Raw genomic sequence first — 26352 nt, forward strand, 5'->3', positions numbered from 1 at the left:
ATATTATTTATCCCAACCTAATGCTTTTCTCTTATTTTTCATATTTTCTATTATTTTATCAGCTAATTTAAGTGGATCTACTTCTATATTCATAGTTGAACCTAAAGTTTTGCTTGAATCTAAAATATAATTCATTACATTTTGTGAACCATGAGCTGGTGGATATACACAATGATATGTGTTAATTCCCATAAGTCTAAAGCAATATGAAGCTCCTATACCTTTTTCATTTGCCCATTCTGGACTTGACATTGCATAAGGCATATCTTTCATTTCTAATCCAAGTTCACCAGCAACTCCTGCAAATATTTCAGTTGATCTTGTGTTATCAACACATTCTCCAACATGCCATATTGGTGGAAGGTCATCTCCTAAAATGCTTCTTAATCCTTCTCCTGCTAATTCTTGAGCTTTAACAGCACACATTCCTGTTTTTAATAATGGGAATGATGCACAACCGTTTGTTAATATAAGAATATTATTTTCAAGTAATTTTGTTGCAACATCAACAATAGCTCTTTCATAAACAACTCTTGGATTACAGCATCCAACTAGGTTAACTATACCTAACACTTTACCACTTTTAACTGCATCAGCAAGTGGTTTCATGCTTCCGCCATATCTCTCTTTTACATATTCAGAAGTAAATCCAACCTCAGCTTCAACTTCATATTGTGGTATATGAACTGGTATATTACGTCTATCAGCATAACTTTCAATAGCTCTTGTCATTATTTTCTTAGCTAAGTTTTCTGTTTCACCTATATTTGAATGATAGTGGTCATAAGCATAATGTTCTGCTCCTGGAAGTCTTGCAGAATCACTTGTTGTAATTACTGTAGTTTTAAAACATCTAGCAACATCCATAATTCCTGGGAATACATCTTGTACATCAGCAATCCAACAGTCTAATGCTCCAGTTCCTAATATAAGTTCAGCTCCAACTGAGTTAGATAATGGAACTACATCACCATATCTATACATTGATGAAAGGCCTGTACAACAAATTCCATAGAATTTAATTCCTTTAGCTCCTTTTGATTTAGCTAAATTTATAAATTCTTCACTTCTACCTTGTTTTATGATTTCGCTAACAAGAACTGGTAAATGTCCATGAACAGCTATATTTACATATCCTTCTTCCAATGCTCCAACATTAACTCTTGATGTTTGTCTCTTTGGTAATCCAAATAAAGCATCTGTTGCAATAGCTGGTGCTACAACTCCTGAATATAAGAATGTAAGACCACATCTTGCAAATTGTTGCATAATGTTCTTCCAATCTCCATCTGTTGCCTCATTTGATCTATGTAATGCTTCAAAAACTTCATGATAAGCCGAAATAGGTAGTATATCCATTTCTTTCCACTTTTCTTGTCTTTCTAATGGAGCAAAACCTTTTATTGTTTGATATTCATCTGGAAGAGATCTTGACATATCAGCAAGTAAAACATCAGAAACAGCCATAGCTAATTCCTTAACTGACATTTTTTCATAATCTTTTATTCCTAATTTAGGAGCACTTTCTCTTAATATATTTTCTCCTAATATAGGTAAATCTAACTTTCCTTCTGCTGCAAATCTTAACGCAAGTATAACTTCTCTACCATGAGCCCCATGAGCTCCTACCCCACCTGCCATACTTCTTAATATATTTCTAGCAACTATAAGGTCAGCATCAGCACCACAAACTCCTTTTGGGCTTTTAGCAGTTATTTTACAAGGTCCCATTGTACATATACGGCAACATACCCCTGCTATACCAAAGCTACATTGTGGTTTTTGTTGATCAAATCTATCAAAAGGAGTATCTATTCCTAATTTCTCCATATGTAATAACATTTCTCTTACTGCTGGGTCAGCTGCTTTTTCTATTACATCTTTTTTTGATGCGAATGTTTTTTTATACTCAGCAACTGCCTTCATATAATCATAGTCATCTGCTCCATGTTCATGAGCATGAGTACTAGTAGTTTTAAGTTCTTTTGCTTCTTGATTATGTAATTTGTTTATTACTTCTCTTGTATCCATATTAAAAAAATCCTCCTTTATTTGTCAAACATTTGTCAAACTGTTCAGCAGTTAATTATTAACTTTATTATAATTATACTACTATTCGACTTTTTTTCAAATGTTTTTTTAATTTTTTCTCTATTTTTTTTTAGTTTTTTTATATTATTTAATTATTATTATCATTACGTTTTAAATATTACTTATTATTGATTTTATGTTTTTTTTATACTTATTTATTATTGATTATATAGTAATTGTTAAAATATATTAACATTACACATATCTAATGTAATGTTTTTCTCTTTTTTATATGATATTTCTTCTTTTTACTAGTTTTTTTTGTTAATAATTTAATTAAATAATAAAGAAATCTATGTAAAAGGTTTAAATTTTTATTGAATTGAGAATATTTATATAGTATAATCCTAATTGATAATTTATTTTCAACAGATAATCAATTATCAATTTATATGTAAGTTATTTATTACTTTTTATTTATTATATAAAAGGAGGTTTTATACTTAATAAAATACATTGCTATTTGTTAGCGCTATCAAGATAATGAAATAAATAAAGTAAAATCTAATTTGATTTTTAAAATTATTTGTACCGTAATTATTAAGGAGATTAAAAATGAGCGATAAAAAAAGAAAAAAAGCTCAAAAATTAGATCAAGAGAATTTCAAACGTATTAGTTCAAAAATACATGAAAATAGTACACTTTCCAATGAAGAATTATTTAAAAAATTCAATACATCTCTTGATGGTTTGAGTGAAGCACAAATTAAGAAAAACATATCCACTTACGGAAATAATAGCACTGATCCAAATAAAGAAAAACCAATAATAGTTCAATTTTGCAAAGCTTTCATAAATCCATTTGTATTTGTATTAGTTATAATTGCTATTATAAGTTATCTTACAAATGTTGTGTTTGTAGCTCCAGGAACTCAAAGTTGGTCTCAAATCAACATTATACTTGTATTAATAGTAGTAGGTGGAGTAATTCAATTTTCTCAAGAGTATAGATCGGGAAAATCTGCAAAAGCTTTGGCAAGTTACATAAAAAATACATGTCTAGTAAAAAGAAATGATAAAGATTTCGAACAAATTGATACAAGAAAATTAGCAGTTGGAGATATAGTTAAGCTAAGAACTGGAGATATCGTTCCTGCTGATTTAAAAATTTTAGAGTGCAAGGATCTTATGATTAGTCAATCAGCTTTGACTGGAGAATCTGAACCTGTACAAAAATTTACTATAAACAATTCTGATAGCTCAGAAATTGGAGATTATACAAACGTTTGCCTTCTAGGAACTAGTGTTGTAAGTGGAACAGCTATTGCTGTTGTTATCGGCACAGGTCAAAATACATATTTTGGTGCTATGCAATCTTCATTACAAGAGGCAGACCCTGAAACAGAATTTGATAAAAGTGTTAGAAAAGTTTCTAAAATGCTTTTAATATTTATGGCTGTAATGGTGCCTCTAGTTCTTGTTATAGACTGGTATCAAACAGGTAGTTTCTTTGATGCATTAACTTTTGCTGCATCACTTGCTGTTGGTTTAACACCTGAAATGTTACCTGCTATTGTATCTGAAAACCTTACTAAAGGTGCTTTAAAAATGGCTAAACGTAAAACAGTTGTAAAAAAAATTGGTGCAATTCAAAACTTTGGATCTATCGAAATACTTTGTACAGATAAAACTGGAACATTAACAGATGATCATATAAGAGTTGAAGAATGTATTGATATAACTGGTAGCACTTCTAATGAAGTCCTTAAGTATGCTTACTTAAATAGTGCAAAACAAAACGGATTACAAAACGTAATTGACTTTGCCATAATAGAACGTGCTAAAGAATTAAATCTTGCTAAAGAATTAGATAACAATTTTAAGAAACATGATGATTTAGCTTTTGATTTTAATAGACGTAGAATGTCTGTTTTAATTGAAGAAAATAACGAACCTTTATTAATAACAAAAGGTGCTTTTGAAGAAATGTTACATATTTCTAAATACATAGAGATGAACGGTGAATTATTAGAAATAGATTCTAAAATTATTTCTAATTTAAAGAAAAAAGTGAATAAATTAAACCTTGAAGGTATGAGAGTTATAGCTCTTGCTAAAAAACAACTTTCTAAAACTTCTGCAGCCTTAGAAGATGAATCAGAAATGACTTTAATAGGATTTTTAGGATTTTTAGATCCACCAAAAGAAACAACTAAAGCCGCATTAGATGCACTTGAATACTATGGTGTTGATGTAAAAATTCTAACTGGAGACAATGAACTAGTTACTAAAAAAGTTTGTGAACAAGTAGGATTTAAGATAACTGGAATTTTACTTGGTTCTGAAGTTTCTAAGATGTCTGATAATGAATTAAGAGCTGAAGCATTAAAAGCTAATGTTTTTGCTAAATTAAATCCTCTTCAAAAAGCAAGAATTGTTAGAGTATTAAAAAGCGCTAACAAAGTTGTTGGTTTTATGGGAGATGGTATAAACGATTCTATTGCATTAAAAGAATCTGATGTTGGTATTTCAGTTGATACTGCTGTTGAAATTGCTAAAGAAAGTGCTGATGTTATTCTTTTAGAAAAAGATCTTATGGTACTTCAAGAAGGTATTATTGAAGGTAGAAAAGTTTTTGCTAATACTACAAAATATTTAAAAATTACCGCAAGTAACAACTATGGTAACTCTATAAGTGTTCTTATGGCAGGTATATTCTTACCATTTGTTCCAATGCTACCTATTGAATTATTAGTACAAAACTTAGTTTACGATATTACTCAAGTATTTATCGCTTGGGATAATGTTGATCCAGAACTTATTGCTAAACCAAGAAAATGGAATGCTAAAGAAATGTCAAAAATGCTTATAGTATTTGGACCTTCTAACTCAATATTTGATATTATCTGTTTTATTACCATGTGGTTTTACTTTGGTTGTACAACAGATGCTCAATCTGCTTTATTCCAAACTGGTTGGTTTATTGAAGGTGTATCAAACTCCGTGTTCGTTCTATTTGCATTAAGAACAGAAAAAATACCTTTCTTACAAAGCAATCCGTCAAAATTATTTAGTGTGTCAATACTAGCCTCTTTGGCGGTTGGTTGGATACTACCATATACCCCTATCGGTCAAGCTATGGGTATGGTGTATATAACACCTTGGTACTTATTATATATCTTTGGATTAATGATAGTATTATGTTTATTAGTTCAAGCGTTAAAGAAACTTTATATAAAAAGATTTGGCGCTCTCCTATAATGAATGGGGGTGAATTAGATGAGTACACTAAGCATTATTGGATTCATTGCTGGATTTATAGCTTATTTAGTTCTTCCAGCTATTGTTCTAATCAAAAAAGATCTTTAAAATTTAATAACCACAAAACATATTTATTATGTATTAAAGTATTTAAATTAATGAAAATAATCTACGAGAAAATTTTACTCGTAGATTATTTTTATATTTAAATATTAATTTTTTCAATTAATACAAAAAGTTATCCACAATATCTTGTGGATATTGTGGATAACTTATACTATATATGGATTGATTTATTCAACAGTTGCTTCTTTTTCTTCCACAACTTCATCAGATTCAACCTCTTCGCTTAAATCAGCTGCCTCTTCAAGTTGTGCACCTTTTGCTTCTTCTATTGATTGTCTCAATTTTTCTTCTTCTAATATAACTTCTTCTTTTAATTTTAATATTTCATCTCTTTTAGCTTCAAGTTCAGCCTCAAGTTCTAATTGTTTTTGATTTAATTCTTCTATTTTATTATTAATTATATTTATTTTTTCTTTGCTTTCTTCACTGTATTCTTCTATTGATATTTCTGAATCATTTTTTAAAGAATCATCTTCACAACAGCTTTTTAAATTTTTTGCAGATTTTATCCCTGCTATAGTTGCTACAACACCTGCTGCAGCTGCTGTTCCTGCTATCACTGCCATTAACTTTTTATCTTTCATAATAACTTCCCCTTTACTTCTCAAAATTTCATTATTAATTTAAACTCTACTATTCTTTAAATATTATGCTTTTTGATTCTCCGCTTGAATCGACAAAAATCAATTCAACTTTAACAACATCTAGAACATTTATAGTTGTATCCTTATTATTAATCTTTATAAAATATTTTCCAGACTGTAATATTGGTTTGGACAAGCCATAAGCATGTCTACCCATAGCATCTATCAAATACTCATCATAATACTTAAATTTAGAAATAAGTACCCTGTCATCTTTATCATAACATTTTATTATTATGTTACTTCTTTCAGACAAACTGATATTCAATACCTTATTTAAATTAAATTCTGCTAAAATCTCCTCAGTCCCTATACCTTGAACATTTACATTAGTAACAAAATCAGCACAATCCCCATTATCTGATTTTCTTCTACTTTTCTCCTTAGTAATTTTACAATTATCTGTATCATTATTAAATGATTTAATTTTAAATTCATTAGAACTCAACTTGATATTTCTTCCATTTGAAGTACCAACAGCTTCAGTCATTACTGGAGTTGTAAATGTACATGTTCTTACAGTTAACGCTATCGCATTTGTTATTATTGACCATATTTTCTTTCCCACATGACTCATCTCCCTTTTAGTTGGCAATACAAATGGTCGTCCCACTTCAAGCATTTTTTGTTTATTTCTAACTATAAATACAGTATAACAATACTTTTGAAAAATTTCTATCATTTTCGTAAGACATATTTTTTATTTTATACATTTAATTACATATTTTAAAATGAAAATTAGACTTTTATTTAAAAAAAATTTAACTATATTAAAATTATTTATAAGAAAAGCAAAATTAAATCGTATTTAGGCGTAAATTGTAATAAATTATTTAATTTTAGAAATAAATTTAGTAAATCGTTAGCATAATTTCATTTTAATTATTAATTTAATTGAATAAAACATATTTTAGTGCTAATATTGTTTTGAATAATAAAAAAGGGGGTTTTGTCTTTTGAATCTTTTTAGAAAGCAAAATACAAATGATATTTTAAATGAAAACAAGGCTCATAAAGAACGTACTCTTGGAGTTTTTGATTTGACTCTTATGAGCATAGGTGCTGTTATAGGAACTGGAGTTATGGTTTTAACTGGCGTTGTTGCTGCAACAGAAGCTGGGCCTGGAGTATCTCTTTCCTTTATAATTTCAGGTATCGCTTGTATTTTCATTGTACTTTGTTATGCTGAGTTTTCATCGACTTTGCCAAGTTCAGGTGGATCTTATACTTATGTTTACGCCTCTATGGGTGAATTTTTAGCTTATATAGTAGGTTTATGTATAGTCTTAGGTTATACATTGTCCGTAGCAACCGTTGGGGCTGGTTGGTCTGCTTATTTCACTAACATATTATCGGCACTTGGTATAAATTTACCTACATATTTAACTACTATTCCTGCAAACGGTGGTATTGTAAACTTACCAGGAATACTAGTAATATTATTTATAATGTTCATATTATCTATTGGAACTAAAGAAAGTAAAAAATTTAATAATTTAATGGTATTAATAAAACTTGGAGTTATATTTCTTTTTATAGTTGTAGGTGTTTTTTATATTAATACTGATAATTGGAACACTTTCCTTCCTTTTGGATTTACTGGTGTTTTTTCTGGTGCTTCATCAGTATTCTTTGCTTATACTGGTTTTGACACTACTGCCTCTGCTGCTGAAGAAACTAAAAATCCTCAAAGAACTATACCAATAGCATTAATATTATCTTTAGTTATTTCTACTATAATATATATCATAGTAGCCTTAATTTTAACTGGTATGTCTTCTTACTCAAAACTTGATACTGGCGATGCTTTAGCTTATGCCCTAAATAGTGTTGGAAGAACTAAAATAGCAGCTATTTTATCAGTAGGCGCTGTCATCGGAACTATGGCAGTTATATTTGGTCAAACTTATGGTTCATCACGTGTCTTGCTGTCAGTTGGAAGAGATGGTTTGCTTCCTTCTAAATTTGCTAAAACAAATTCTAAAAACATTCCTCTAGTATCAATATGGTCTATTGGAATTGTAGCCGCTATCCTAGCTGGTTTTATTAATTTAGGATCTTTAGCTAATTTTTCAAACATGGCTTTACTAATTGCTTATTTCATAGTATCTATATCAGTTATAGTATTTAGAAAGGTTAGACCTGATTTAAAAAGAGGATTTAGAACACCATTAGTTCCTTTAATCCCTATACTTGCAGCTCTTAGTTGTGGATTTTTAATCTTTAATTTACCTTATAAGATTTGGATATATTTCGCAATATTCATTGTATTTGCTGCAATTCTTTATTTTACATATTCATATAAACACTCTAAAATAAAGTAAAAAGCCATATTATTAACCACAAAATATTATAAAATATTTTGTGGTTTTAATCTTAATTATATAGCTATTTAAGTCGTTCAATTTCTTCTTCTATTATACTATCAAAAAATTCTCTTCTCTTATATCCTACAACTTTAGTATGCCCTATTATTATTGTTGGTACAGCATTTATTCCTTCTTCTTTGCCTCTTTTTATAGCTTCTTCATGTTGTTCCTTATATTTTCTAGCTTCTAATACTGATTTTATATCATCTGAATCTATTCCTATCTCGCTTCCCACCTCAGATAATACATCAATACGGTTAATATCTTTACCTTTTTCAAAAAATGCTTCGTAAACTTTACTATTAAATTCCTTTCCCTTGCCGTTTTCATCTGCAAAATAATAAGCTTCTGAAGCAAACTTACTCTTTGGTCTATGTATATCTGGTATTTTTGCTTTATGCCCGAAATTTTTAGCTGTATTTTCTAATATATTGCTCCAAAAATTTTTTCTAAATAAATCATTTTCTAATTTTAATTTAGGAATCTCAAATGGTATATATTCAACACTTACATCTTTATTTTTTATAGCAGCATTAAAAGAAAATGTTGTTAAAAAACAAAAAGGGCAAATATAATCCAAATAAACCTTAATGTTAAGCCCCATCTCAACTCTCCTTTAACAAAATAAAAATATATGAACATTATATGAACATCTGTATAATTATATATTACTACAAAATTCGACATTTTGATACCTTTAAATAAACTATATTTCTCAATCATCACGAATTCTATTCAAATATCTTAATATTTCAGTAAAATAATAGAAAAAACTAAGAATTTTATATTATTCTTAGTTTTTCATCATCTATTTTATTAAATTTTACCCATTGTCACTAAAATTGCTAATTTAACTTAAATATTTTTAATACCAACATGTAGATTGGAGTTGATAAAATAACTGTTATGATTCCCGCAAGTCCTATTGATAATGAACTCATAGCACCTTGAATTTCTCCCATTTCAAAAGCTGTTGCTGTTCCTAATGAATGTGATGCTGTTCCAAAAGCTATTCCCATAGCTACTGGATGTTTTATCTTAAACAATTTAAATATAGTAGGACCAACTATTGCTCCTGTAATTCCTGTTATTATTACACATACTACTGTAATTGAAGTTATTCCTCCTAAATTACTTGAGATAGCATAACTTATAGGTGTTGTAACTGATTTTGGAATCAATGATGCAATAAGTTTTGCATTAAATCCGAAAAGATAACATAAAACTGAAACAAAGCTCATAGATACTAAACATCCACACAATAAGCCAAGTATAACAGGCCATAAATACTTTTTCAAAAGTTTTATTTGTTTATAAAGTGGTACTGCAAGAACTACTGTTGCTGGTTCTAACATATCATTTATGAATTTTGCACTTGAATTATATGTATTATAACTTATATGACCAAAAACTAAAACTAGTATAACAAAAATGATTCCTATAAGAAGAGGATTAAATACAACTATTTTAGTTTTCTTAAATATAAACATTCCTATTTCATAACCTAATATACTTATTAATATTCCAAACAATCCGTTATTAATTAAAGCTTGCATATGTATTGACCTCCTTATTTCCTTATTTTTTTATAACTTTTTTCATATACTAAAATCTATTACTCCATAATGATTAATTATTTGTTGCTTACATTTACATTATTTTCATTTTTATCTTTGCTCATTTTCTTTATGAAGAATTGAACTAATATAGCTGTTACACTCATTACCACTAAAGTAGATACTATAGCAATAATCACTAATTGAATACCATCTAATTTTAATATTCCAAGAGCAGTTATAAGTGCTACCCCAGCTGGTAAGAAAAAGAATGCTAAATGATCTAATAAGAAATTTGATACTGTTTCTATTTGTTCTACCTTAACGACATTTGTCATAAGAAGCGCTAAAAGAAGTAGCATTCCGATAATATTTCCTGGTATTGATAACTTAAATGTACTAGATATAAATTCCCCTACAAAATAAATAACTAAAATTATTAAACATTCTCTAAGTAATTTCATAAACCCACTTCCTATTGATATATTTAATTATTCCAAATTGGTATGACCAATAACATAACATATTGTACAACATTTATTTGTATTTGGCTAGTGTTTTATTTAAACTTCTTTTATATAAATGATAAATTTACTTAAAATTCATTATTTTTAATAATAAAAAAACTATAAAGTCTTTATTAAGTTAAGACTTTATAGTTTTTTTAGTGATATATTTATATTTCTATAATTTCTCTATGCCTTTGCATAGCCTCATATGCTCTTTTTTTACTTTTACTTTTCATTGCATCAACTAACTCTTTGTGTATCTCCAAAAGCTTTTTGCTATTTTGTGCATCCTTTCTAGCTAACTCACTTCTAGTTCCCTTTATACTTTCATCAATAAGCTCTGATATTACCGCTAATATACTAGATATTACTCTATTTTTAGATGCATTATCAATTATATAATGGAGTTGTCTATCTATTTCAACATTTTTTTCTTCATCTGATGTTTTGCTCATCTCATCTATTAATTCTTCTAACTTTTTTATATCTTTTTCATCTATTCTCTCAGCTGCTAAAACAGCTGCCTGACTTTCTAATATAAACCTAAACTCATTTATCTCCGTAAAATCATTTTGCTCTAATAAAAACATTACTGATAATGGTTGTATTAAAGATTCCTCAAATGTTTCTTTTATATAATTTCCAGCACCTTGCCTACTTTCAATAAGCCCAATAACATCTAAAGCTCTTATAGCTTCTCTAACAGATGCTCTACTAACCCCCAAATCTTCTGCAATCTCTCTCTCTGGTCTTAATTTTTCACCCTTTTTAATTTCACCATTTTTTATTTTTTTCTTTATAGCCTCTATTACTACCTCGTAGGCCCTATTTGTTTTGTTTTCCATACATATAAATCTAAAATTTAGATTTTTCCTCCTTTCTTCCTAAAACATAATTAATACTTTTCTACATCTATGATTATATTTTATCAAACTTTTATTGCAATTTTAATATTTTACCACTATACTACAACAAAATCAAAATAAAAAACTGTATTAAAACTAAATTATGTTTTAATACAGTTTATTTAAATTATTATTATTTCTATATTAAATTTAGATATTTATATAGCGCCTTCTAATATTTTTCTGCTTACATCTAAAGTTATTTTACCAGTTTCTGATAATGCTACTCTACCGTGATCCTTTAAGGCTTTAACTAAATGTTCAATTTCATCAAATTGTATACCATAATCAGATAGATGAGTTTTTATTCCTAATCCCTCAAAAAACTCTCTAGTTTTTTCAATAGCTAAATCTATTTTTTCATCATCACTACCGCTTGATATATTCCAAATTCTCTCTGCATATTGAACTAATTTATCATGTTTATCTTTTCTTGTTACATTCCAAAGAGATGGCAATACAATTGCAAGTGTTTTAGCATGATCTACTTCAAACATAGCTGTTATCTCATGACCAATTCTATGAGTACTCCAATCAACAGGGACTCCAGCTCCTATAAGACCATTTAATCCCATAGTTGCACACCAAACAAGATTCGCTCTCGCATTATAATCTGTAGGATTTTCAACTGTAATTTTTCCAATTTCTATTAATGTTTTTAATATTCCTTCTGATGTTCTGTCTTGAAATCTTCCATCTACAGGATATGTCATATATTGTTCGCACACATGTACAAATGTATCAACAATCCCATTTGCAACTTGGGATTTTGGAAGAGAAAAAGTAAGTGTTGGATCTAATATTGAAAATTTAGGAAAAACTAAATCATTATAAAATGACCATTTTCCATAATTAAATGTAATAACTCCACCTCTATTCATTTCTGAACCTGTTGCTGGCAAAGTTACAACCATTCCTATAGGTATAGCTTTTTTTATTGCTGAAGTTTCTTTTCCAAATAATATATCTGAAGCTTCAATTCCTTCATAACATGCAGCAAGAGCTATAAATTTAGTTCCATCCATTACAGAGCCACCACCAACTGCCAAAAGAAAGTCTATCTTTTCTCTTTTAACTATTTCTACAGCTTTCATCAATGTTTCATACTTAGGATTTGGCTCTATTCCACCAAATTCAAAAATTTTTCTATTCCCTAAACCATTCATAACCTTTTCTAATGTTCCAAATTTCTTTACACTACCACCACCGTAAAGAATCAACACTTTAGCATCTTTTTTTATAAGATTATCTAATTCATTTAATCTATCTTTTCCAAAAACTATCTTAGTTGGATTATAAAAATCAAAATTTAACATTTTATTTCACCTCTATCGTACAAAAATATTATGTAATTCATTTTAACATTATCTATAATTAAATATTTCACTTAATTATATCAATTTATTCGCTAATGAACAACTTTCACTATCAAACGATATATTTACTTTATAACCTGTCCCAATCATTTAATAAAAATTAGTATAGGCCATAGCCTATACTAATCTCTTTATTCTTCTACTGAAAATTTTTCATGTAAAAGATTCTTATCTAAACCTTCTTTTTGAACTTCTGGACTCACCCTTATAGTTCCAGTCATATCGCATATTTTTAATATTACAAATGTCAGTATAAATGAATATGCTGCTACAATAATAACTCCATAAAGTTGAACTATGAATTGATTAAAACTTGCACTAATTCCATTAACCGCACTAACTGCAAATAATCCTATTAAAAGAGTGCCTATAAATCCACCCATGCCATGCACTCCCCAAACATCTAAAGCATCATCTAATTTTAATGATTTTGCTAAATGAACAAATATAAAACAGGCCACAGCTGCTATAATACCAATAAATACTGATCCTTGTGGTGTTACATAACCTGAACATGGTGTTATTGTTGCAAGACCAGCAACAGCTCCTGTTATAAATTCTACTATCGAGAAATGCTTTTCTTTAATATAACTTATTATAACCCAAACTATAGATGCAAATCCCGCAGCTATTCCAGTATTTGTGAAAGCTAAAGCAGCAGTTTCCCCTCCTGCTAAAGCTCCTCCTGAATTAAATCCAAACCATCCAAATAATAAAATGGCTCCACCAATTAGTACAAGCGCTATATTTCCAGGACCTTTGTGAGGTCTAACAGTTCTTTTTCCTAAGAATAATATTGCTGCTAAAGCTCCAAAACCTGCTGTCGTATGTATTACGGTTCCTCCAGCATAATCTACAAATCCCCATTTTGCTAAAAAACCGCCTCCCCATACCCAATGTGCTACTGGGAAGTAAATAACTATCATCCAAAGAACTAAAAATTTTATCCATCCAACTATATTCATTCTATTAGCAAAAGCCCCTGTCATAAGAGGCGCTGTTATAATAGCAAACATCAATTGATACATAAAATACATTAAAAAGGGTATTCTAGAACCATAAATGGGATTTACTGTAAAATCAACTCCTTTTAACATAAAATATTGCGATATATCACCTATAAATCCTCCAATGTCTCTTCCAAAAACTAATGAAAATCCACCTAAGGTCCACATAACAGTTACTACTCCTATAGCAATGAATGAGTACATCATCATTGTTAATGAATTTCTTTTTTCTACGAGACCTCCATAAAAAAAGGCTAAACCTGGTGTCATCAAAAATACAAGAACTGTAGTCACTACCATAAAAGCTACGTCTCCATTGTTTATTGTAGGCATTTTAATCTCTCCTTTTCTACAACTAATTATTAAAATTTTATTTTATTATAATTATCATTAGTATGAGTCAAAAAAATTGTTCACATAATTAAACATTAAAATACTATGCAATATATAGTATTTCCTAAAATATAAAATAAATGTATTTATTTATAGAAAGCACTTATATCGCCCAAAAATAATAATATCCTCTATGCCTTACTAAAATTATTTAAAAAATAAAGACGTAAAATTTACGTCCTTATTTTTTAACTCTTATAAAGATTAAAGCTTTCTAATTATAAAATCCTCAGATTTTAATACATTATTTCTTATGTAATTATGACAAAACAGAATTATCTTTTCTATTTCTTGAGTTAAATTACCCATTATTCTAACTATGAATCCATTAACTTCTATTGAAGATATACCTACATTTACATCTAAATTAAGTTCATTAATTTTATTCCTTAATTTTTCAATAATTTTTTCATCTATATTGTTATTTATAATAATTAACGTTGCAAAATTTTTATACCCTTCCATAAAACCTAAAGCCTCTACATTATCTTCTTTAGGATTTATTATCATATTATCAGATAGAACAAGATTATCATCTACATATATATCAGTTTTCAACCTAGCCCTTCTATATTGAAATCTTTTTTTATCTGGCGACCATCCAGAAGTTATTCCATCTGTATATATTAAAGTCGAACTTTTAGTCATATATATTTTATTTTCTTGTTTATATTTTGCATCTTTATAAAGAATTACAGGGTCGTTTATATACTCTAATATACTGTTTTCATGAAGCCTTATTATTGTTTCCTGTAAAGATTCAATATCATTTTCACATTTATAAACTTTATTAGCAGCTTGAGTTGTTAGCACCGCTCTCGTATCTTTTTTTAGCTCTACTAATATGTTATAGTATTCACCTTCAACAACTCCTCCGCCTAACTGCATTAAAAAATATGTAGGAATTTGTTCTGAACCTATATTAATCTTAGGAGACAATTTAAAAACTCCTGTAAAATATTTTTTAGAGGCTATTGTTTTATCATTTAATCTTTCTAAGACTAAATCTATAACTCCCGCTTTCCTTTTTGTATTTATTGCGTTTTTCATAACCTAAGAAATCCCCTCTAAAAGGCAATTTTTCTTAATCCAATTTAATACTTCCAAAACTCCAGAATCATTTTTAAGATTCGTAAATATAAAATCTTTCTGCCCTCTAAATGCTAAAGTATCTTCTCTCATAACATCTAAATTTGCTCCAACATAAGGGGCTAAATCAATTTTATTTATAATAAATAAATCACTTTTTATCATTCCTTGACCTGCTTTTCTTGGAATTTTTTCACCTTGAGCAACATCTATTATATATATTGAAAAATCAACTAAATCTGGACTAAATGTAGCAGCTAAATTATCTCCTCCGCTTTCTAAAAACAATATATCTAAATCTTTAAACCTAGATTTCATCTCGTCTATTGCTGCAAAATTCATCGATGCATCTTCTCTAATTGCCGTATGAGGACATCCTCCTGTTTCAACTCCCATGATTCTATCTTCTGACAAAACGGAGTTTTTAACCATAAACTTTGCATCTTCCTTAGTATAAATATCATTTGTTATAACCGCACAACTATAATCATTATTTATCATTCTTGTCAATCTTTCTATAAGAAGGGTTTTTCCACTCCCAACTGGACCACCAACCCCTATTATTACTGGTTTCATCCCTAAACCTCCCTTAAATATTTATGAATTTTAAGACATAAAAAGTCTAAAGGTTAACGTTTCATGATTTATTTGTGATAATTCGATTCCAGGTATACTTACTCCAAAATAATCATATTCTGTCCTATTTATAATTTCATATAATTCCTCTAAAATTTCTATAAATTTCTTTAAAAGAATTTGCCCATCTTTTTGACCAAGTGGAATAGTTCTGACTGCATTTTGAATAAGAGTTGATATTGTACTGTATATATAATATATAATTGCCTCTTTGACAGTAAAATTTAAACTATACATAAGCATTCCAAAAACTATTGATGGATGACCAAAAGCTTTTTTATTTTTTATATCATGTTCATAGACTCTTATTTCTTCACAATTATAAAGTTCTAAAAACATTTTTATCATTCTACTTGCAACAAGTTTATTTCCATTTCTGCTCTCTTTTGCTATGGTTTGAACAGTTATTTTTCTATCTAAATCTAAAATACCTTTAAAATCTTTTTTATCTAACAACTCATATAGCATTTTTATACACATTCCATCTGAATATATAAATTGTTTTGTTAAATAAGTAGTTAGCCATTTTGCAAAAGTATCTGTATTATGTACTCTATCATCTCTTAAATAAGTTTCCATTCCATAAGAATGATTAAAAGAACCTATGGGAAAATTTGAATCGCACAATTGTATTATTCTTAAAACTTCCAATATATGTGTATCTTTAGTGTCTATGTTCAAACTCAACATGTCTAAACGCCTTTTCTAATACTCTATTTTCTCTAGAGTAATTTATGTTATCGTGTTTTAATTTATCTTCAACTAAATTATCATACTCTACAATCATAGTATCATTTTCAAACTGCGCTGGTAGATGTCTATTCCCAAGGGCGTGAGCTATTTTTCCCATTTCATTTATAGATTTTGGTTTTATTACTAAAATATCATTGCTTTCATATTGAACTATAACCAAATTATGACCATCATTTAATAAAATATCCCCATTATTTAAAGTTTTCCCTTTATCTAAAGATATTCCATATTCGTGACCATGATCCGACGTAACCCTTATTATTCTTTTTAATAAATCATCGCTTTTTAGAATAATTTTTTCTACATGATAATTATTTATATTCTCTATATCTTTTATATTTCCTAATACCCTTTCAAAAACCATTTTATTCTCCAATCTTAATTATTTTAATTATGCTTATCACACATAATGTGATAAGCATAAAATATTTATATTAGAATAAGAAATATCTTTGAGTGAGTGGTAAACATTTTGCTGGCTCACAAGTTATAAGTTCTCCATCAACTTTAACATCATAAGTTTGAGGATCTACTTCTAATGACTTTGGTATTACATCATTCAATTTCATATCTCTCTTAGTTAAGTTTCTTATATTTTTAACAGGCAATACCATATTATCTAAATTTAATTTCTCTTTTATGCCATTTTCAATAGACGCTTGAGAAACAAATGTTGCACAAGTAGTAGTTTTGGCTTTTCCATAAGCTCCAAACATATATCTTAAAAGCACTGGTTCACAAGTTGGAATTGATGCATTGGCTTCTCCCATAACAGCTAAGCTAACCATTCCTCCTTTAATTATCATCTTTGGTTTAGCACCAAAAAATGCTGGTTCCCAAAGAACTAAATCAGCCATTTTACCTTTTTCAACTGAACCTACATATTCATTTATTCCATGTGCTATAGCTGGATTTATTGTATACTTAGCAACATATCTTTTAACTCTGTTATTATCATTTTGTTCCGTATCATTACATCCACAAGAACATTTCAATGGTCCTCTTTGAAGTTTCATTTTTGAAGCTGTTTGCCATGTTCTAGTTATAACCTCACCAATTCTTCCCATAGCCATTGTGTCCGAACTCATAATACTAAATATTCCTAAATCATGTAATATATCTTCTGCTGCTATTGTTTGCTTTCTAATTCTTGAATCAGCAAAAGCTACATCCTCTGGAACCTTAGCATCTAAATGATGACAAACCATAAGCATATCTAAATGTTCTGCTATAGTATTTACTGTATATGGTTTTGTTGGGTTTGTTGATGCTGGCAATACATTTACTTGACCAGACATTTTTAATATATCAGGCGCATGACCACCACCTGCACCTTCTGTATGATATGTATGAATTGTTCTTCCGCTAATTGCTTCTATTGTATGTTCAACGAAGCCACCTTCATTTAATGTATCTGTATGAATTGCAACTTGAACATCATATTTATCAGCTGCTTGAAGCGAATACTCTATTGCAGATTTAGTTGCACCCCAGTCTTCATGAATTTTAAGACCACAAGCACCAGCTTCTATTTGCTCAGCATTAACCTCTATATTAGCTCCACTTCCTTTTCCTAAAAAGCCCATATTTATTGGAAGCCCTTCAGCTGATTCTATCATTTTCTCAATATTCCATGCACCAGGTGATGCAGTTGTAGCATTAGTTCCATCATTAGGACCAGTTCCTCCACCTATAATTGTAGTTATTCCACCATGAAGGGCTGTTTCAACTAAATCTGGACTTATATAATGAACATGAGTGTCTATTCCACCAGCTGTTAAAATAAGCCCCTCACCAGCTAATGCCTCTGTACTAACACCAACTATAAAGTCAACATTATCCATTCCATGAGGATTTCCACCTTTACCAATAGCAGCTATTTTACCATCTTTTATACCAATATCTGCTTTATATATTCCTGTATAATCAACAACGGTAACACCTGTTATTATAAGGTCGACAACTAATGGATTCTTTCTAGTCTCAATAGAGTTTTGACCCATTCCATCTCTTAAAGATTTACCTCCTCCAAATTTGCATTCATCTCCATAGCTAGTTAAATCTTTTTCTATTTCTATAAAAAGATCTGTATCTCCAAGTCTTATCTTATCGCCTACAGTAGGACCGAATAATTGTGAATAACGTTTTCTATCTATTTCAAAACTCATTAATCTCTTCCTCCTTTATCTAAGAATCCATCAACTTTATTATTTAAGCCATAAACTCTTCTAGTTCCACCAATGTCTATAAGCTTAACTATTTTATCATCCCCTGGCTCAAATCTAACAGCAGTTCCTGCAGGTATATCTAATCTTTTTCCATATGCTTTTTGCCTATCAAAATCTAATTGATCATTAACTTCATAAAAATGAAAATGTGAACCAACTTGAATTGGTCTATCACCATCATTAACAACTCTAAGTTCTATTGCTTCTTTCCCTTCATTATATTTAATTGACTCTTTCGCTAATATGTATTCTCCTGGTATCATTGTACTCTAACCTCCTTTTATTGAATCGGATCATGAACTGTCACAAGTTTTGTTCCATCTGGAAATGTACATTCAACTTGAACAGTGTGAACCATCTCTGGTACCCCTTCCATAACTTGATCTCTCTTTAATATATTTCTACATTCATCCATTAATTGTTCTACCATTTTCCCCTCTCTAGCACCTTCCATTATTTCATCTGTAATGATAGCAACAGACTCTGGATAATTAAGTTTTAATCCTTTTTCAAGCCTTTTTCTTGCAACCTGTGCAGCAACAAAAACCATAAGTTTTTCTTGCTCTCTCATTGTTAATCTCATTTTTACTCCTCCTTCTTATACTATTATTTTATAGATTATATGACATAATTTTATTTTCCTAAATAAAAGTTAACTCTATAAACTATCCCCTATTAATATTTCCATTTTATTGATTATATATGTATTTATTCTTAAAAATTTTTAATTTTGAGTATTATTATTCTTCTTTAAACACAAAATAACTAAAATAATTTTTTTATTTAAAAGGAGGATTTTAAAATGTTAGGAGTAGTTCTTTTATATGTTGGTATTGTACTTATAAGTAATGGTATCGCTAGACTTAGTAAAATTGACCCCCGCTCTCAATCAATCATGAATTTATTTACAGGAGGTTTATCAGTAATAGCAAATATAATAACTATTGTATTTGGAGAATTTTTAACATCTAGAAGTGATTTTTACGCCGCTGCTACTGGACTATTGTTTGGTTTTACCTATCTTTATATAGCACTTAACGGTATCTTTAAGTTAGATCAAAGATTATATGGTTGGTATTCTCTATTTGTTGCAATTAACTCAATTCCAGCTGGACTTATTAGCTTTTTCTCTGGCGGATTTTTTAATATAAGCATGGCTATAATTTGGTGGTTGTGGGGTCTTTTATGGCTTACTGGTTGGATAGAAACAGTCTTAAAGATAAATTTAGGGAAATCAGTTGGCTATTTATCAGTCTTTGAAGGGATTGTAACGGCTTGGATACCAGGATTTTTAATGTTAGCAGGATTATGGGGTTAATAAAAAAGAGATGCATACTGCATCTCTTTTTTTATTATTTATCTAATTTTCCGTTTAATTTCTTACTATGACCTGTTGAGAATTGCATATTTCCTTTTTCATGGAATACTTCTTTCCATTCTTTATCAGCATATGGTGTGAATTCTTTAGCTATTTGATTTAAAGTAGCTTTAAATTCTGGATCATTTATCATTGCATCTGCACCTTCATCATCAGGTTTAGCTCCTGCTTCTTTTACTATTTGTCTAATGAATCCTGGGTTATCTATCATTGAACAAGGTTTTAACATGTTCTTGTTGTATGGTTGTTTTTCTCTCATTATTCTGAAGAATGGGTCTCTTAAAACATCTATTAATGGCTTACCAATAGCATTTTGTGTTGAGAAATGTGAGAATATACATGGTTCAACATTTCCTTTTGAGTTTATATGGAAGTAATATTTACCTGCTATACAACCTCCAACATATGGTGCGTCATTAAAGAAGTCTAATGTAAAGTAAGGTTTAGTTTTTCTGATTTCTCTAACTCTCTTACCTAAGTATAATCTTTGTTCTGGGCTAAGCATTAAGCTAAAGTCTGGTTTTGCGTCTCCAACTGGCATGAATATAAAGTACCAGCACATTTTTGAACCTTTACTTATCATTAAGTCAGTAAATTCATCACTTGTTACTGATTCTATGTTTTGACTTGTAGCAGCTGTAGAAACTCCGAATAATACTCCTCTTTCGTTAAGTAAATCCATAGCATGCATTACTTTTTGGTAAACTCCTTTACCTCTTCTTCCGTCTGTAGCTTCTTCACTACCTTCAACAGAAAGCATTGGTATTACGTTACCTGCTTTTGCTAATCTATCAGCAGTTTCTTCATCTATTAATGTTCCATTTGTAAATGGTGTAAACATTACATCGTTATATTTTTCATATAAATCTAACATATATTTGTTAAAGAATGGTTCTCCACCTAAAACAACTATCCAGTGAATTCCTAAATCTCTAGCTTCACCAATTAATCTATCAACTTCTTCTGGTGACATATCGTCTTTTTTGCTGAAACTTGCAGCATAACATCCAGTACAATGTATGTTACATCTCATTGATGGACTTATAAGCATTATAAATGGAATTTTAACATTTTCTTCTTCCATATATTTTTCTCTTTTGCTTGCTGAAAGCCAAACACCATTAACAAAGAAGTTAGTAAAGAATTTCTTTAACGCTTTCTTGTTTGTAGTTTTAAGAATTCCTTGTATAAATTCTTTTACTGCTGGGTTTTCATTATAGTATTGACATACGTTGTCAATTTGTTTCTTTTGATCTTCATCTTTTACAAATTTCTTTATTGCTGCGAATATTTTATCAACATTCTTTTCAGGGTCTTTATCAATTATTTGCAAAACAGTATTTATTACAGCTGTTGCAGCTAATTTTTCTGCTTTTTCTTTAATGTTCATAGCTTTCCCTTCCTTACTTATATAATTTATTTTTATTTGCTACAATTAAATTTAAAACATAAACATAATTTAAATCCGTCAACAAACCACAATCAAATAATTATAAATCATATTTATGAATTAAGAGCGGTATAACTATTTATAATTTCTATTTTTTATGTACTTTATAATTGTTATTATAGTTATGACTATTAATATATAATTATTCCATATAATTATATATTTTCATAATGCCTAAATTATTATTCATATTTTTAAATAAAAACATTTTTTCTTTTATTATCCATATATAAAACCTAATTATTTATTATTAATTCCAATTTAATAACAAAATCTGTTTTTAATAATTGTAAGCAACTGTTAACATATGTACTTAATATTTTTTAAACTTATTATTTACGCTAACTTATTTATAATAATACTTTATTATCATAAACACAAGACGCAAATAATACATTTAAATTTGTCTTTGTTTATAATTATATATTATTTTTTTTATCATATCAACTTGTTTTTACATAATTCGACTTATTTTTTTGAATTTTTTAATATAAACTTTTATTTAATAAACTTTTTTACATATATATCATTTATTTTTACCACTTATATCCTCATGTCTATTATAACAATTGTTTAAATCAAACACCTCTATTCATCTAAATTATAAAAAACATTTAATAAGATATATATATTCTATTAAAAATTCTTTTTTTTTTCAATAAACTTATATACTACTAAACAAATAGTATTTATAAAAAAATCTATTATTATTTAATAGATTAAGCTTAAAATTTCTATTTATTTATTAATGTTTATCTAAATTACACCAAAAAAATATTTATTTATGAAAAATTTTCTTGAATTTTGTTCCAATAACAGTTTCTAATTATATAATAATATAAAAAAATATTCAATAATTACTTAATTAGCTAAAAATGTTGTTTTATAATTTTTAATATCTAGATTTTTTATAAATATACATATGTTAAGGTTATTTTAATATTATTAAAACAACCTTAATCATTATATATTTTATTATTTAAAATTTTTTATTAAATTAGCCATTTCTATTGCTGATACTGCTGCATCATACCCCTTATTTCCACTTTTTGTTCCCGCTCTTTCTATTGCTTGTTCTATACTATTAGTTGTAAGCACACCAAATATTACAGGCATTTGAGTATCAAGTGAAATATTGGCAATTCCTTTTGATACTTCCGCACAAACATAATCAAAATGTGGTGTTGAACCTTTTATAACAGCTCCTAAGCAAATAACTGCATCATATTTATTACTCATTACCATCTTCTTTGCAATTAGAGGTATTTCAAAAGCTCCCGGTACATAAGCACAATCTATATTTTCATCCAAAACCCCATGTCTTTTTAATCCATCCAAAGCCCCATCTACAAGTTTAGATACTATAAACTCATTAAACCTAGACGCCACAATACCTATTTTAAAACCATTTGCAATTAAATTTCCTTCTATTAAATTCATTTTTTATTCCTCCTTAAAACTATGCTATATATTTTTTTAATGCTATAAACAATTCATTTCTATATAAATTAATAGTGTAATATATGTCCCATTTTTTCTTTTTTTGTTTTCAAATAAAATTCATTAATTTCGTTATAATTCATTTCAATGGGAACTCTTTCAACTATTTTTATGTCATATTTTGATAATCCTGAAATCTTTTCAGGATTATTAGTCATAAGCCTCACCTTATTAACTCCTAAATCCTTAAGTATTTCTGCTGCTATATCATAATTTCTCATATCAGGTGGAAAACCTAATGCTATATTCGCTTCCACTGTGTCCATTCCTTTATCTTGAAGTTCATAAGCCCTTAACTTATTTATTAATCCAATTCCTCTTCCTTCTTGCCTCATATATAGAAGAACTCCTCTTCCTTCTTTTGCTATTTGTTTCATAGCAGCAGCATATTGTTCCCCACAATCACATCTTTTAGAACCTAAAGCATCTCCAGTTAAACACTCTGAATGCACTCTTGTTAAAACTGCTTCACCTCCCTTAATATCACCTTTTACTAAAGCTACATGATGTTCTCCATTTAACTTATTTACAAATCCAAATATCCTAAAATCTCCATACTTTGTTGGCATTTTAGTTTCTACAACTCTCTCAATAAAAGCTTCCTTTTTTCTCCTATATTCAACTAAATCTGCTATCGTAATTACTTTTAAGTTATGCTTTTCTCCAAATTTTAAAAGCTCATCAGTTCTTGCCATTGTTCCATCATCACTCATTATTTCACATATAACTCCAACTCCCTTAAATCCAGCTAATTTAGCTAAATCAGTTGCAGCCTCTGTATGACCACTTCTATTTAAAACACCACCCTCTCTAGCTATTAATGGAAATACATGTCCTGGTCTTCTAAAATCATCATTCTTTGACTTTTCATCTAAAACTTTTTTTATTGTATAAGCTCTTTCAAATGCAGATATTCCAGTCTGTGTATCAACATGATCAATAGATACTGTAAATGCAGTTTCATGGTTATCTGTATTATTTAAAACCATTGGATTAAATTCTAATTTTTTTGCTATACCCTCTTCAATAGGCATACATATAAGTCCTCTTCCGAATTTAGCCATAAAATTTATAGAATCTGAAGTTACTTTTTCAGCAGCCATTAACAAATCTCCCTCATTCTCCCTATCTTCATCATCTATTACAATAATCATTTTGCCTTCTTTTATATCTAAAATTGCTTCATCAATACTGCTAAATCTATTCATAATATTTCCTCCTAAATAATCTAACTAATTTTAATAATTTATAACTTAACTTTGCATATTTATAAAAATCCATTTTCTAATAAAAAATTTTTATCAATATCCTTTATTTCAGTTTTTTTATTAATATCAAGTAATTTTTCTACATATTTTGCTATTAAATCACACTCTAAGTTCACAAAAGATCCAATACCTTTTTTTAGAAGTATTGTTTCTTCTTCTGTATGTGGAATTACTGATACCTTAAAAATTTCATTATCTATATATGCAACTGTAAGACTAACTCCATCTACTGTTATTGATCCTTTAAAAATTATATATTTTAACAAATTAAAATCAGCACTTATGCTAATCCATACAGCATTGCCCTCCCTCTCAAAAGAAATTATTTTTCCAACTCCATCAATATGCCCGCTTACTATATGACCTCCCAATCTGCTATTAAAAGTTAACGCTCTTTCTAAATTAACCTCACTATCTATACTTAAATTTCCTAAATTACTCCTTTTTAAAGTTTCTGGCATCACATCTGCTTTAAAGCCATTCTCCAAAATTTTCACTACTGTTAAGCACACTCCATTTACCGCTATACTATCCCCTATTTTCGTTTCTTCCAACACTTTAGAACATTCTATATATAAACTTGATGATATATTTCCACTGTCTATACTTTGAACTTTCCCTATTTCCTCAACTATCCCAGTAAACATAAAACACCTCCTTATTAAATCTGCCATAAAGCTAATTTTTAAATTTAGTTACTCAACTTTTCTTTCAGCTAAACAATTAAATCTCTCTTTATTTGAAATACCCTTCAATAAATATATCTTCATCTAAAACATCAACCCTTAAATTTTTAAGATTAAATGCTTCATTCAATTTATCAATTCCAACGCCTTCAACTGGAGTTTTAGCTAATTTTCCCCCAATTATTTTAGGTGCTATATATACCTGAACTTTATCAATAATTTTTTCATTAAGTGCTGAAAAATTTAATGTTCCTCCACCCTCTAATAAAATACTATCTATATTCATGGCACCTAATTTATTCATTAAATCATTAAGATTCACTCTTCTCTCTTTTTTATCAACAATTAAAACTTTAGCTCCCAAACTCTCAATATATTCTACCTTTTCCTTATTTGCAGAACATGTAGTTGCTATTATTGTTTTATCTCTATACTCATCAACTAAAACATTAGATTTTAGAGGGATTCTAAGTGTACTATCTACAATAATTCTTATAGGATTTTTACCATTTTCCATTCTACAAGTTAATTTTGGATTATCTTTTATCACAGTATCCACCCCAACCATTATTGCCGAAACCATATTCCTAGTTTTATGAACATGACTTCTTGACTCCTTCCCAGTTATCCATTTTGATTCACCATATTTCGTGCATATTTTTCCATCCAATGACATTGCACATTTCATAATGACAAAAGGCTTTTTACTTGTTATATACTTCATAAAAATTTCATTTACTCTTTTACACTCCTCTTCCAAAACTCCTACACTAACCTCGATGCCTGCATCTATTAGCTTTCTTACTCCATTTCCCGAAACCAAGGGATTAGGATCTAAAGTGCCTATTACAACCCTCTTTATTTTTTTTTCTATAATTTTTTCTACACAAGGTGGTGTTTTACCATAATGAGAGCAAGGTTCTAAAGTTACATACATAGTAGCTCCCTCCACATCTTCCATAGCATTTTTAAATGCATCTATTTCAGCATGATCTCCTCCATAACATTTATGAAAACCACTCGCCACTATTCTTTCATTTTTTACAATAATAGATCCGACCATTGGATTTGGATTAACTTTTCCTATTCCTTTTTTAGCATTTTCTAATGCTAAACTCATATAAAAGTTGTCCACATTAAGCACCTCCTAGCTAAAAAAATAAAAGCCCTAAAGAAAAATCTTTAGG

At 28.8% G+C, this 26352-nt stretch carries 24 protein-coding genes; 3 read left to right on the forward strand and 21 right to left on the reverse strand.

The window, feature by feature from the left end:
• Positions 1-3 precede the first annotated feature (3 nt).
• A complete protein-coding gene (gene cooS, locus DR020_RS03005) occupies positions 4-2031 on the reverse strand; it encodes an anaerobic carbon-monoxide dehydrogenase catalytic subunit (RefSeq protein ID WP_058992329.1) in 2028 nt (675 codons plus the stop codon).
• Positions 2032-2646: 615 nt separating this feature from the next.
• Between cooS and mgtA the strand changes: the two genes are divergently transcribed.
• The gene (mgtA, locus tag DR020_RS03010) at positions 2647-5292 is read left to right on the forward strand and encodes a magnesium-translocating P-type ATPase (RefSeq protein ID WP_112365224.1); all 2646 of its coding nucleotides are present in this window, start codon (positions 2647-2649) and stop codon (positions 5290-5292) included.
• 293 nt (positions 5293-5585) lie between these two features.
• Here the strand turns inward: mgtA and DR020_RS03015 are convergent, their stop codons facing one another.
• Complete coding sequence (locus DR020_RS03015; protein ID WP_112365225.1) at positions 5586-6002, reverse strand: hypothetical protein; 417 nt, start codon at positions 6000-6002, stop codon at positions 5586-5588.
• 49 nt (positions 6003-6051) lie between these two features.
• Positions 6052-6744: a hypothetical protein gene (locus tag DR020_RS03020; RefSeq protein ID WP_160110437.1), complete on the reverse strand. Its 693-nt coding sequence runs from the start codon at positions 6742-6744 to the stop codon at positions 6052-6054.
• A 274-nt stretch (positions 6745-7018) separates the two neighbouring features.
• Between DR020_RS03020 and DR020_RS03025 the strand changes: the two genes are divergently transcribed.
• Positions 7019-8386, forward strand: a complete 1368-nt coding sequence (locus tag DR020_RS03025) for an APC family permease (RefSeq protein WP_112365227.1) — start codon at positions 7019-7021, stop codon at positions 8384-8386.
• A 64-nt stretch (positions 8387-8450) separates the two neighbouring features.
• Here DR020_RS03025 and DR020_RS03030 read toward each other — a convergent pair whose 3' ends face one another.
• The 13 genes from DR020_RS03030 to DR020_RS03090 all read right to left on the reverse strand — a co-directional run bounded on the left by DR020_RS03030 (position 8451) and on the right by DR020_RS03090 (position 19466).
• Positions 8451-9035 carry a DsbA family oxidoreductase gene (locus DR020_RS03030; protein ID WP_112365228.1) on the reverse strand — a complete coding sequence of 195 codons (585 nt, stop codon included), beginning with the start codon at positions 9033-9035 and terminating at the stop codon, positions 8451-8453.
• A 241-nt stretch (positions 9036-9276) separates the two neighbouring features.
• Positions 9277-9987 (reverse strand): LrgB family protein, encoded by a 711-nt coding sequence (locus tag DR020_RS03035; protein ID WP_055259770.1) that lies wholly within the window; start codon positions 9985-9987, stop codon positions 9277-9279.
• Positions 9988-10064: 77 nt separating this feature from the next.
• Positions 10065-10451, reverse strand: coding sequence for a CidA/LrgA family protein (locus DR020_RS03040; protein WP_055259772.1), 387 nt, complete (start codon positions 10449-10451; stop codon positions 10065-10067).
• A gap of 212 nt (positions 10452-10663) precedes the next feature.
• A complete protein-coding gene (locus DR020_RS03045) occupies positions 10664-11341 on the reverse strand; it encodes a FadR/GntR family transcriptional regulator (RefSeq protein ID WP_112365229.1) in 678 nt (225 codons plus the stop codon).
• Between the two features lie 218 nt (positions 11342-11559).
• Positions 11560-12717 carry an iron-containing alcohol dehydrogenase gene (locus DR020_RS03050; protein ID WP_055259776.1) on the reverse strand — a complete coding sequence of 386 codons (1158 nt, stop codon included), beginning with the start codon at positions 12715-12717 and terminating at the stop codon, positions 11560-11562.
• Between the two features lie 191 nt (positions 12718-12908).
• Positions 12909-14117 carry an ammonium transporter gene (locus DR020_RS03055; protein WP_112365230.1) on the reverse strand — a complete coding sequence of 403 codons (1209 nt, stop codon included), beginning with the start codon at positions 14115-14117 and terminating at the stop codon, positions 12909-12911.
• A gap of 264 nt (positions 14118-14381) precedes the next feature.
• The gene (locus tag DR020_RS03060) at positions 14382-15227 is read right to left on the reverse strand and encodes an urease accessory protein UreD (protein ID WP_055259780.1); all 846 of its coding nucleotides are present in this window, start codon (positions 15225-15227) and stop codon (positions 14382-14384) included.
• 3 nt (positions 15228-15230) lie between these two features.
• Positions 15231-15842: an urease accessory protein UreG gene (gene ureG / locus DR020_RS03065; protein ID WP_055259782.1), complete on the reverse strand. Its 612-nt coding sequence runs from the start codon at positions 15840-15842 to the stop codon at positions 15231-15233.
• A 30-nt stretch (positions 15843-15872) separates the two neighbouring features.
• Positions 15873-16592 carry an urease accessory protein UreF gene (locus tag DR020_RS03070; RefSeq protein WP_055259784.1) on the reverse strand — a complete coding sequence of 240 codons (720 nt, stop codon included), beginning with the start codon at positions 16590-16592 and terminating at the stop codon, positions 15873-15875.
• Positions 16567-17019, reverse strand: coding sequence for an urease accessory protein UreE (locus DR020_RS03075; RefSeq protein ID WP_112365231.1), 453 nt, complete (start codon positions 17017-17019; stop codon positions 16567-16569). Before DR020_RS03075 ends, DR020_RS03070 begins: the two co-directional genes overlap by 26 nt.
• A gap of 70 nt (positions 17020-17089) precedes the next feature.
• Positions 17090-18823, reverse strand: coding sequence for an urease subunit alpha (gene ureC / locus DR020_RS03080; RefSeq protein WP_055259788.1), 1734 nt, complete (start codon positions 18821-18823; stop codon positions 17090-17092).
• The gene (locus DR020_RS03085) at positions 18823-19146 is read right to left on the reverse strand and encodes an urease subunit beta (protein ID WP_055259790.1); all 324 of its coding nucleotides are present in this window, start codon (positions 19144-19146) and stop codon (positions 18823-18825) included. Before DR020_RS03085 ends, ureC begins: the two co-directional genes overlap by 1 nt.
• Positions 19147-19163: 17 nt before the next feature.
• Positions 19164-19466, reverse strand: coding sequence for an urease subunit gamma (locus tag DR020_RS03090; RefSeq protein ID WP_055259792.1), 303 nt, complete (start codon positions 19464-19466; stop codon positions 19164-19166).
• Between the two features lie 219 nt (positions 19467-19685).
• On the opposite strand from DR020_RS03090, the gene DR020_RS03095 reads away from it, so the two are divergent.
• Positions 19686-20201 (forward strand): AmiS/UreI family transporter, encoded by a 516-nt coding sequence (locus tag DR020_RS03095; RefSeq protein ID WP_055259794.1) that lies wholly within the window; start codon positions 19686-19688, stop codon positions 20199-20201.
• 34 nt (positions 20202-20235) lie between these two features.
• Here DR020_RS03095 and DR020_RS03100 read toward each other — a convergent pair whose 3' ends face one another.
• From DR020_RS03100 to ribD, 5 genes are all read right to left on the reverse strand, one after another.
• Positions 20236-21651: a radical SAM protein gene (locus DR020_RS03100; RefSeq protein WP_055259796.1), complete on the reverse strand. Its 1416-nt coding sequence runs from the start codon at positions 21649-21651 to the stop codon at positions 20236-20238.
• Positions 21652-22686: 1035 nt separating this feature from the next.
• The gene (ribH, locus tag DR020_RS03105; RefSeq protein WP_112365232.1) at positions 22687-23151 is read right to left on the reverse strand and encodes a 6,7-dimethyl-8-ribityllumazine synthase; all 465 of its coding nucleotides are present in this window, start codon (positions 23149-23151) and stop codon (positions 22687-22689) included.
• Positions 23152-23219: 68 nt separating this feature from the next.
• Positions 23220-24419 carry a bifunctional 3,4-dihydroxy-2-butanone-4-phosphate synthase/GTP cyclohydrolase II gene (locus DR020_RS03110; protein ID WP_058992309.1) on the reverse strand — a complete coding sequence of 400 codons (1200 nt, stop codon included), beginning with the start codon at positions 24417-24419 and terminating at the stop codon, positions 23220-23222.
• Between the two features lie 59 nt (positions 24420-24478).
• Positions 24479-25126: a riboflavin synthase gene (locus DR020_RS03115; protein WP_055259802.1), complete on the reverse strand. Its 648-nt coding sequence runs from the start codon at positions 25124-25126 to the stop codon at positions 24479-24481.
• 88 nt (positions 25127-25214) lie between these two features.
• Entirely contained in the window at positions 25215-26300 is a 1086-nt protein-coding gene (gene ribD / locus DR020_RS03120) for a bifunctional diaminohydroxyphosphoribosylaminopyrimidine deaminase/5-amino-6-(5-phosphoribosylamino)uracil reductase RibD (RefSeq protein ID WP_112365233.1), read from the reverse strand.
• Between the last annotated feature and the right edge of the window lie 52 nt (positions 26301-26352).

The sequence above is a fragment of the Sarcina ventriculi genome, assembly GCF_900456775.1.
GTDB classification, from domain to species: domain Bacteria; phylum Bacillota; class Clostridia; order Clostridiales; family Clostridiaceae; genus Sarcina; species Sarcina ventriculi.

Bases quoted from the DNA above. Each gene is read 5' to 3' on its own strand.
- cooS (WP_058992329.1), bottom strand. From the start codon at position 2,031: ATGGATACAAGAGAAGTAATAAACAAATTACATAATCAAGAAGCAAAA.
- mgtA (WP_112365224.1), top strand. From the start codon at position 2,647: ATGAGCGATAAAAAAAGAAAAAAAGCTCAAAAATTAGATCAAGAGAAT.
- DR020_RS03015 (WP_112365225.1), bottom strand. From the start codon at position 6,002: ATGAAAGATAAAAAGTTAATGGCAGTGATAGCAGGAACAGCAGCTGCA.
- DR020_RS03020 (WP_160110437.1), bottom strand. From the start codon at position 6,744: ATGATAGAAATTTTTCAAAAGTATTGTTATACTGTATTTATAGTTAGA.
- DR020_RS03030 (WP_112365228.1), bottom strand. From the start codon at position 9,035: ATGGGGCTTAACATTAAGGTTTATTTGGATTATATTTGCCCTTTTTGT.
- DR020_RS03035 (WP_055259770.1), bottom strand. From the start codon at position 9,987: ATGCAAGCTTTAATTAATAACGGATTGTTTGGAATATTAATAAGTATA.
- DR020_RS03040 (WP_055259772.1), bottom strand. From the start codon at position 10,451: ATGAAATTACTTAGAGAATGTTTAATAATTTTAGTTATTTATTTTGTA.
- DR020_RS03045 (WP_112365229.1), bottom strand. From the start codon at position 11,341: ATGGAAAACAAAACAAATAGGGCCTACGAGGTAGTAATAGAGGCTATA.
- DR020_RS03050 (WP_055259776.1), bottom strand. From the start codon at position 12,717: ATGTTAAATTTTGATTTTTATAATCCAACTAAGATAGTTTTTGGAAAA.
- DR020_RS03055 (WP_112365230.1), bottom strand. From the start codon at position 14,117: ATGCCTACAATAAACAATGGAGACGTAGCTTTTATGGTAGTGACTACA.
- DR020_RS03060 (WP_055259780.1), bottom strand. From the start codon at position 15,227: ATGAAAAACGCAATAAATACAAAAAGGAAAGCGGGAGTTATAGATTTA.
- ureG (WP_055259782.1), bottom strand. From the start codon at position 15,842: ATGAAACCAGTAATAATAGGGGTTGGTGGTCCAGTTGGGAGTGGAAAA.
- DR020_RS03070 (WP_055259784.1), bottom strand. From the start codon at position 16,592: ATGTTGAGTTTGAACATAGACACTAAAGATACACATATATTGGAAGTT.
- DR020_RS03075 (WP_112365231.1), bottom strand. From the start codon at position 17,019: ATGGTTTTTGAAAGGGTATTAGGAAATATAAAAGATATAGAGAATATA.
- ureC (WP_055259788.1), bottom strand. From the start codon at position 18,823: ATGAGTTTTGAAATAGATAGAAAACGTTATTCACAATTATTCGGTCCT.
- DR020_RS03085 (WP_055259790.1), bottom strand. From the start codon at position 19,146: ATGATACCAGGAGAATACATATTAGCGAAAGAGTCAATTAAATATAAT.
- DR020_RS03090 (WP_055259792.1), bottom strand. From the start codon at position 19,466: ATGAGATTAACAATGAGAGAGCAAGAAAAACTTATGGTTTTTGTTGCT.
- DR020_RS03095 (WP_055259794.1), top strand. From the start codon at position 19,686: ATGTTAGGAGTAGTTCTTTTATATGTTGGTATTGTACTTATAAGTAAT.
- DR020_RS03100 (WP_055259796.1), bottom strand. From the start codon at position 21,651: ATGAACATTAAAGAAAAAGCAGAAAAATTAGCTGCAACAGCTGTAATA.
- ribH (WP_112365232.1), bottom strand. From the start codon at position 23,151: ATGAATTTAATAGAAGGAAATTTAATTGCAAATGGTTTTAAAATAGGT.
- DR020_RS03110 (WP_058992309.1), bottom strand. From the start codon at position 24,419: ATGAATAGATTTAGCAGTATTGATGAAGCAATTTTAGATATAAAAGAA.
- DR020_RS03115 (WP_055259802.1), bottom strand. From the start codon at position 25,126: ATGTTTACTGGGATAGTTGAGGAAATAGGGAAAGTTCAAAGTATAGAC.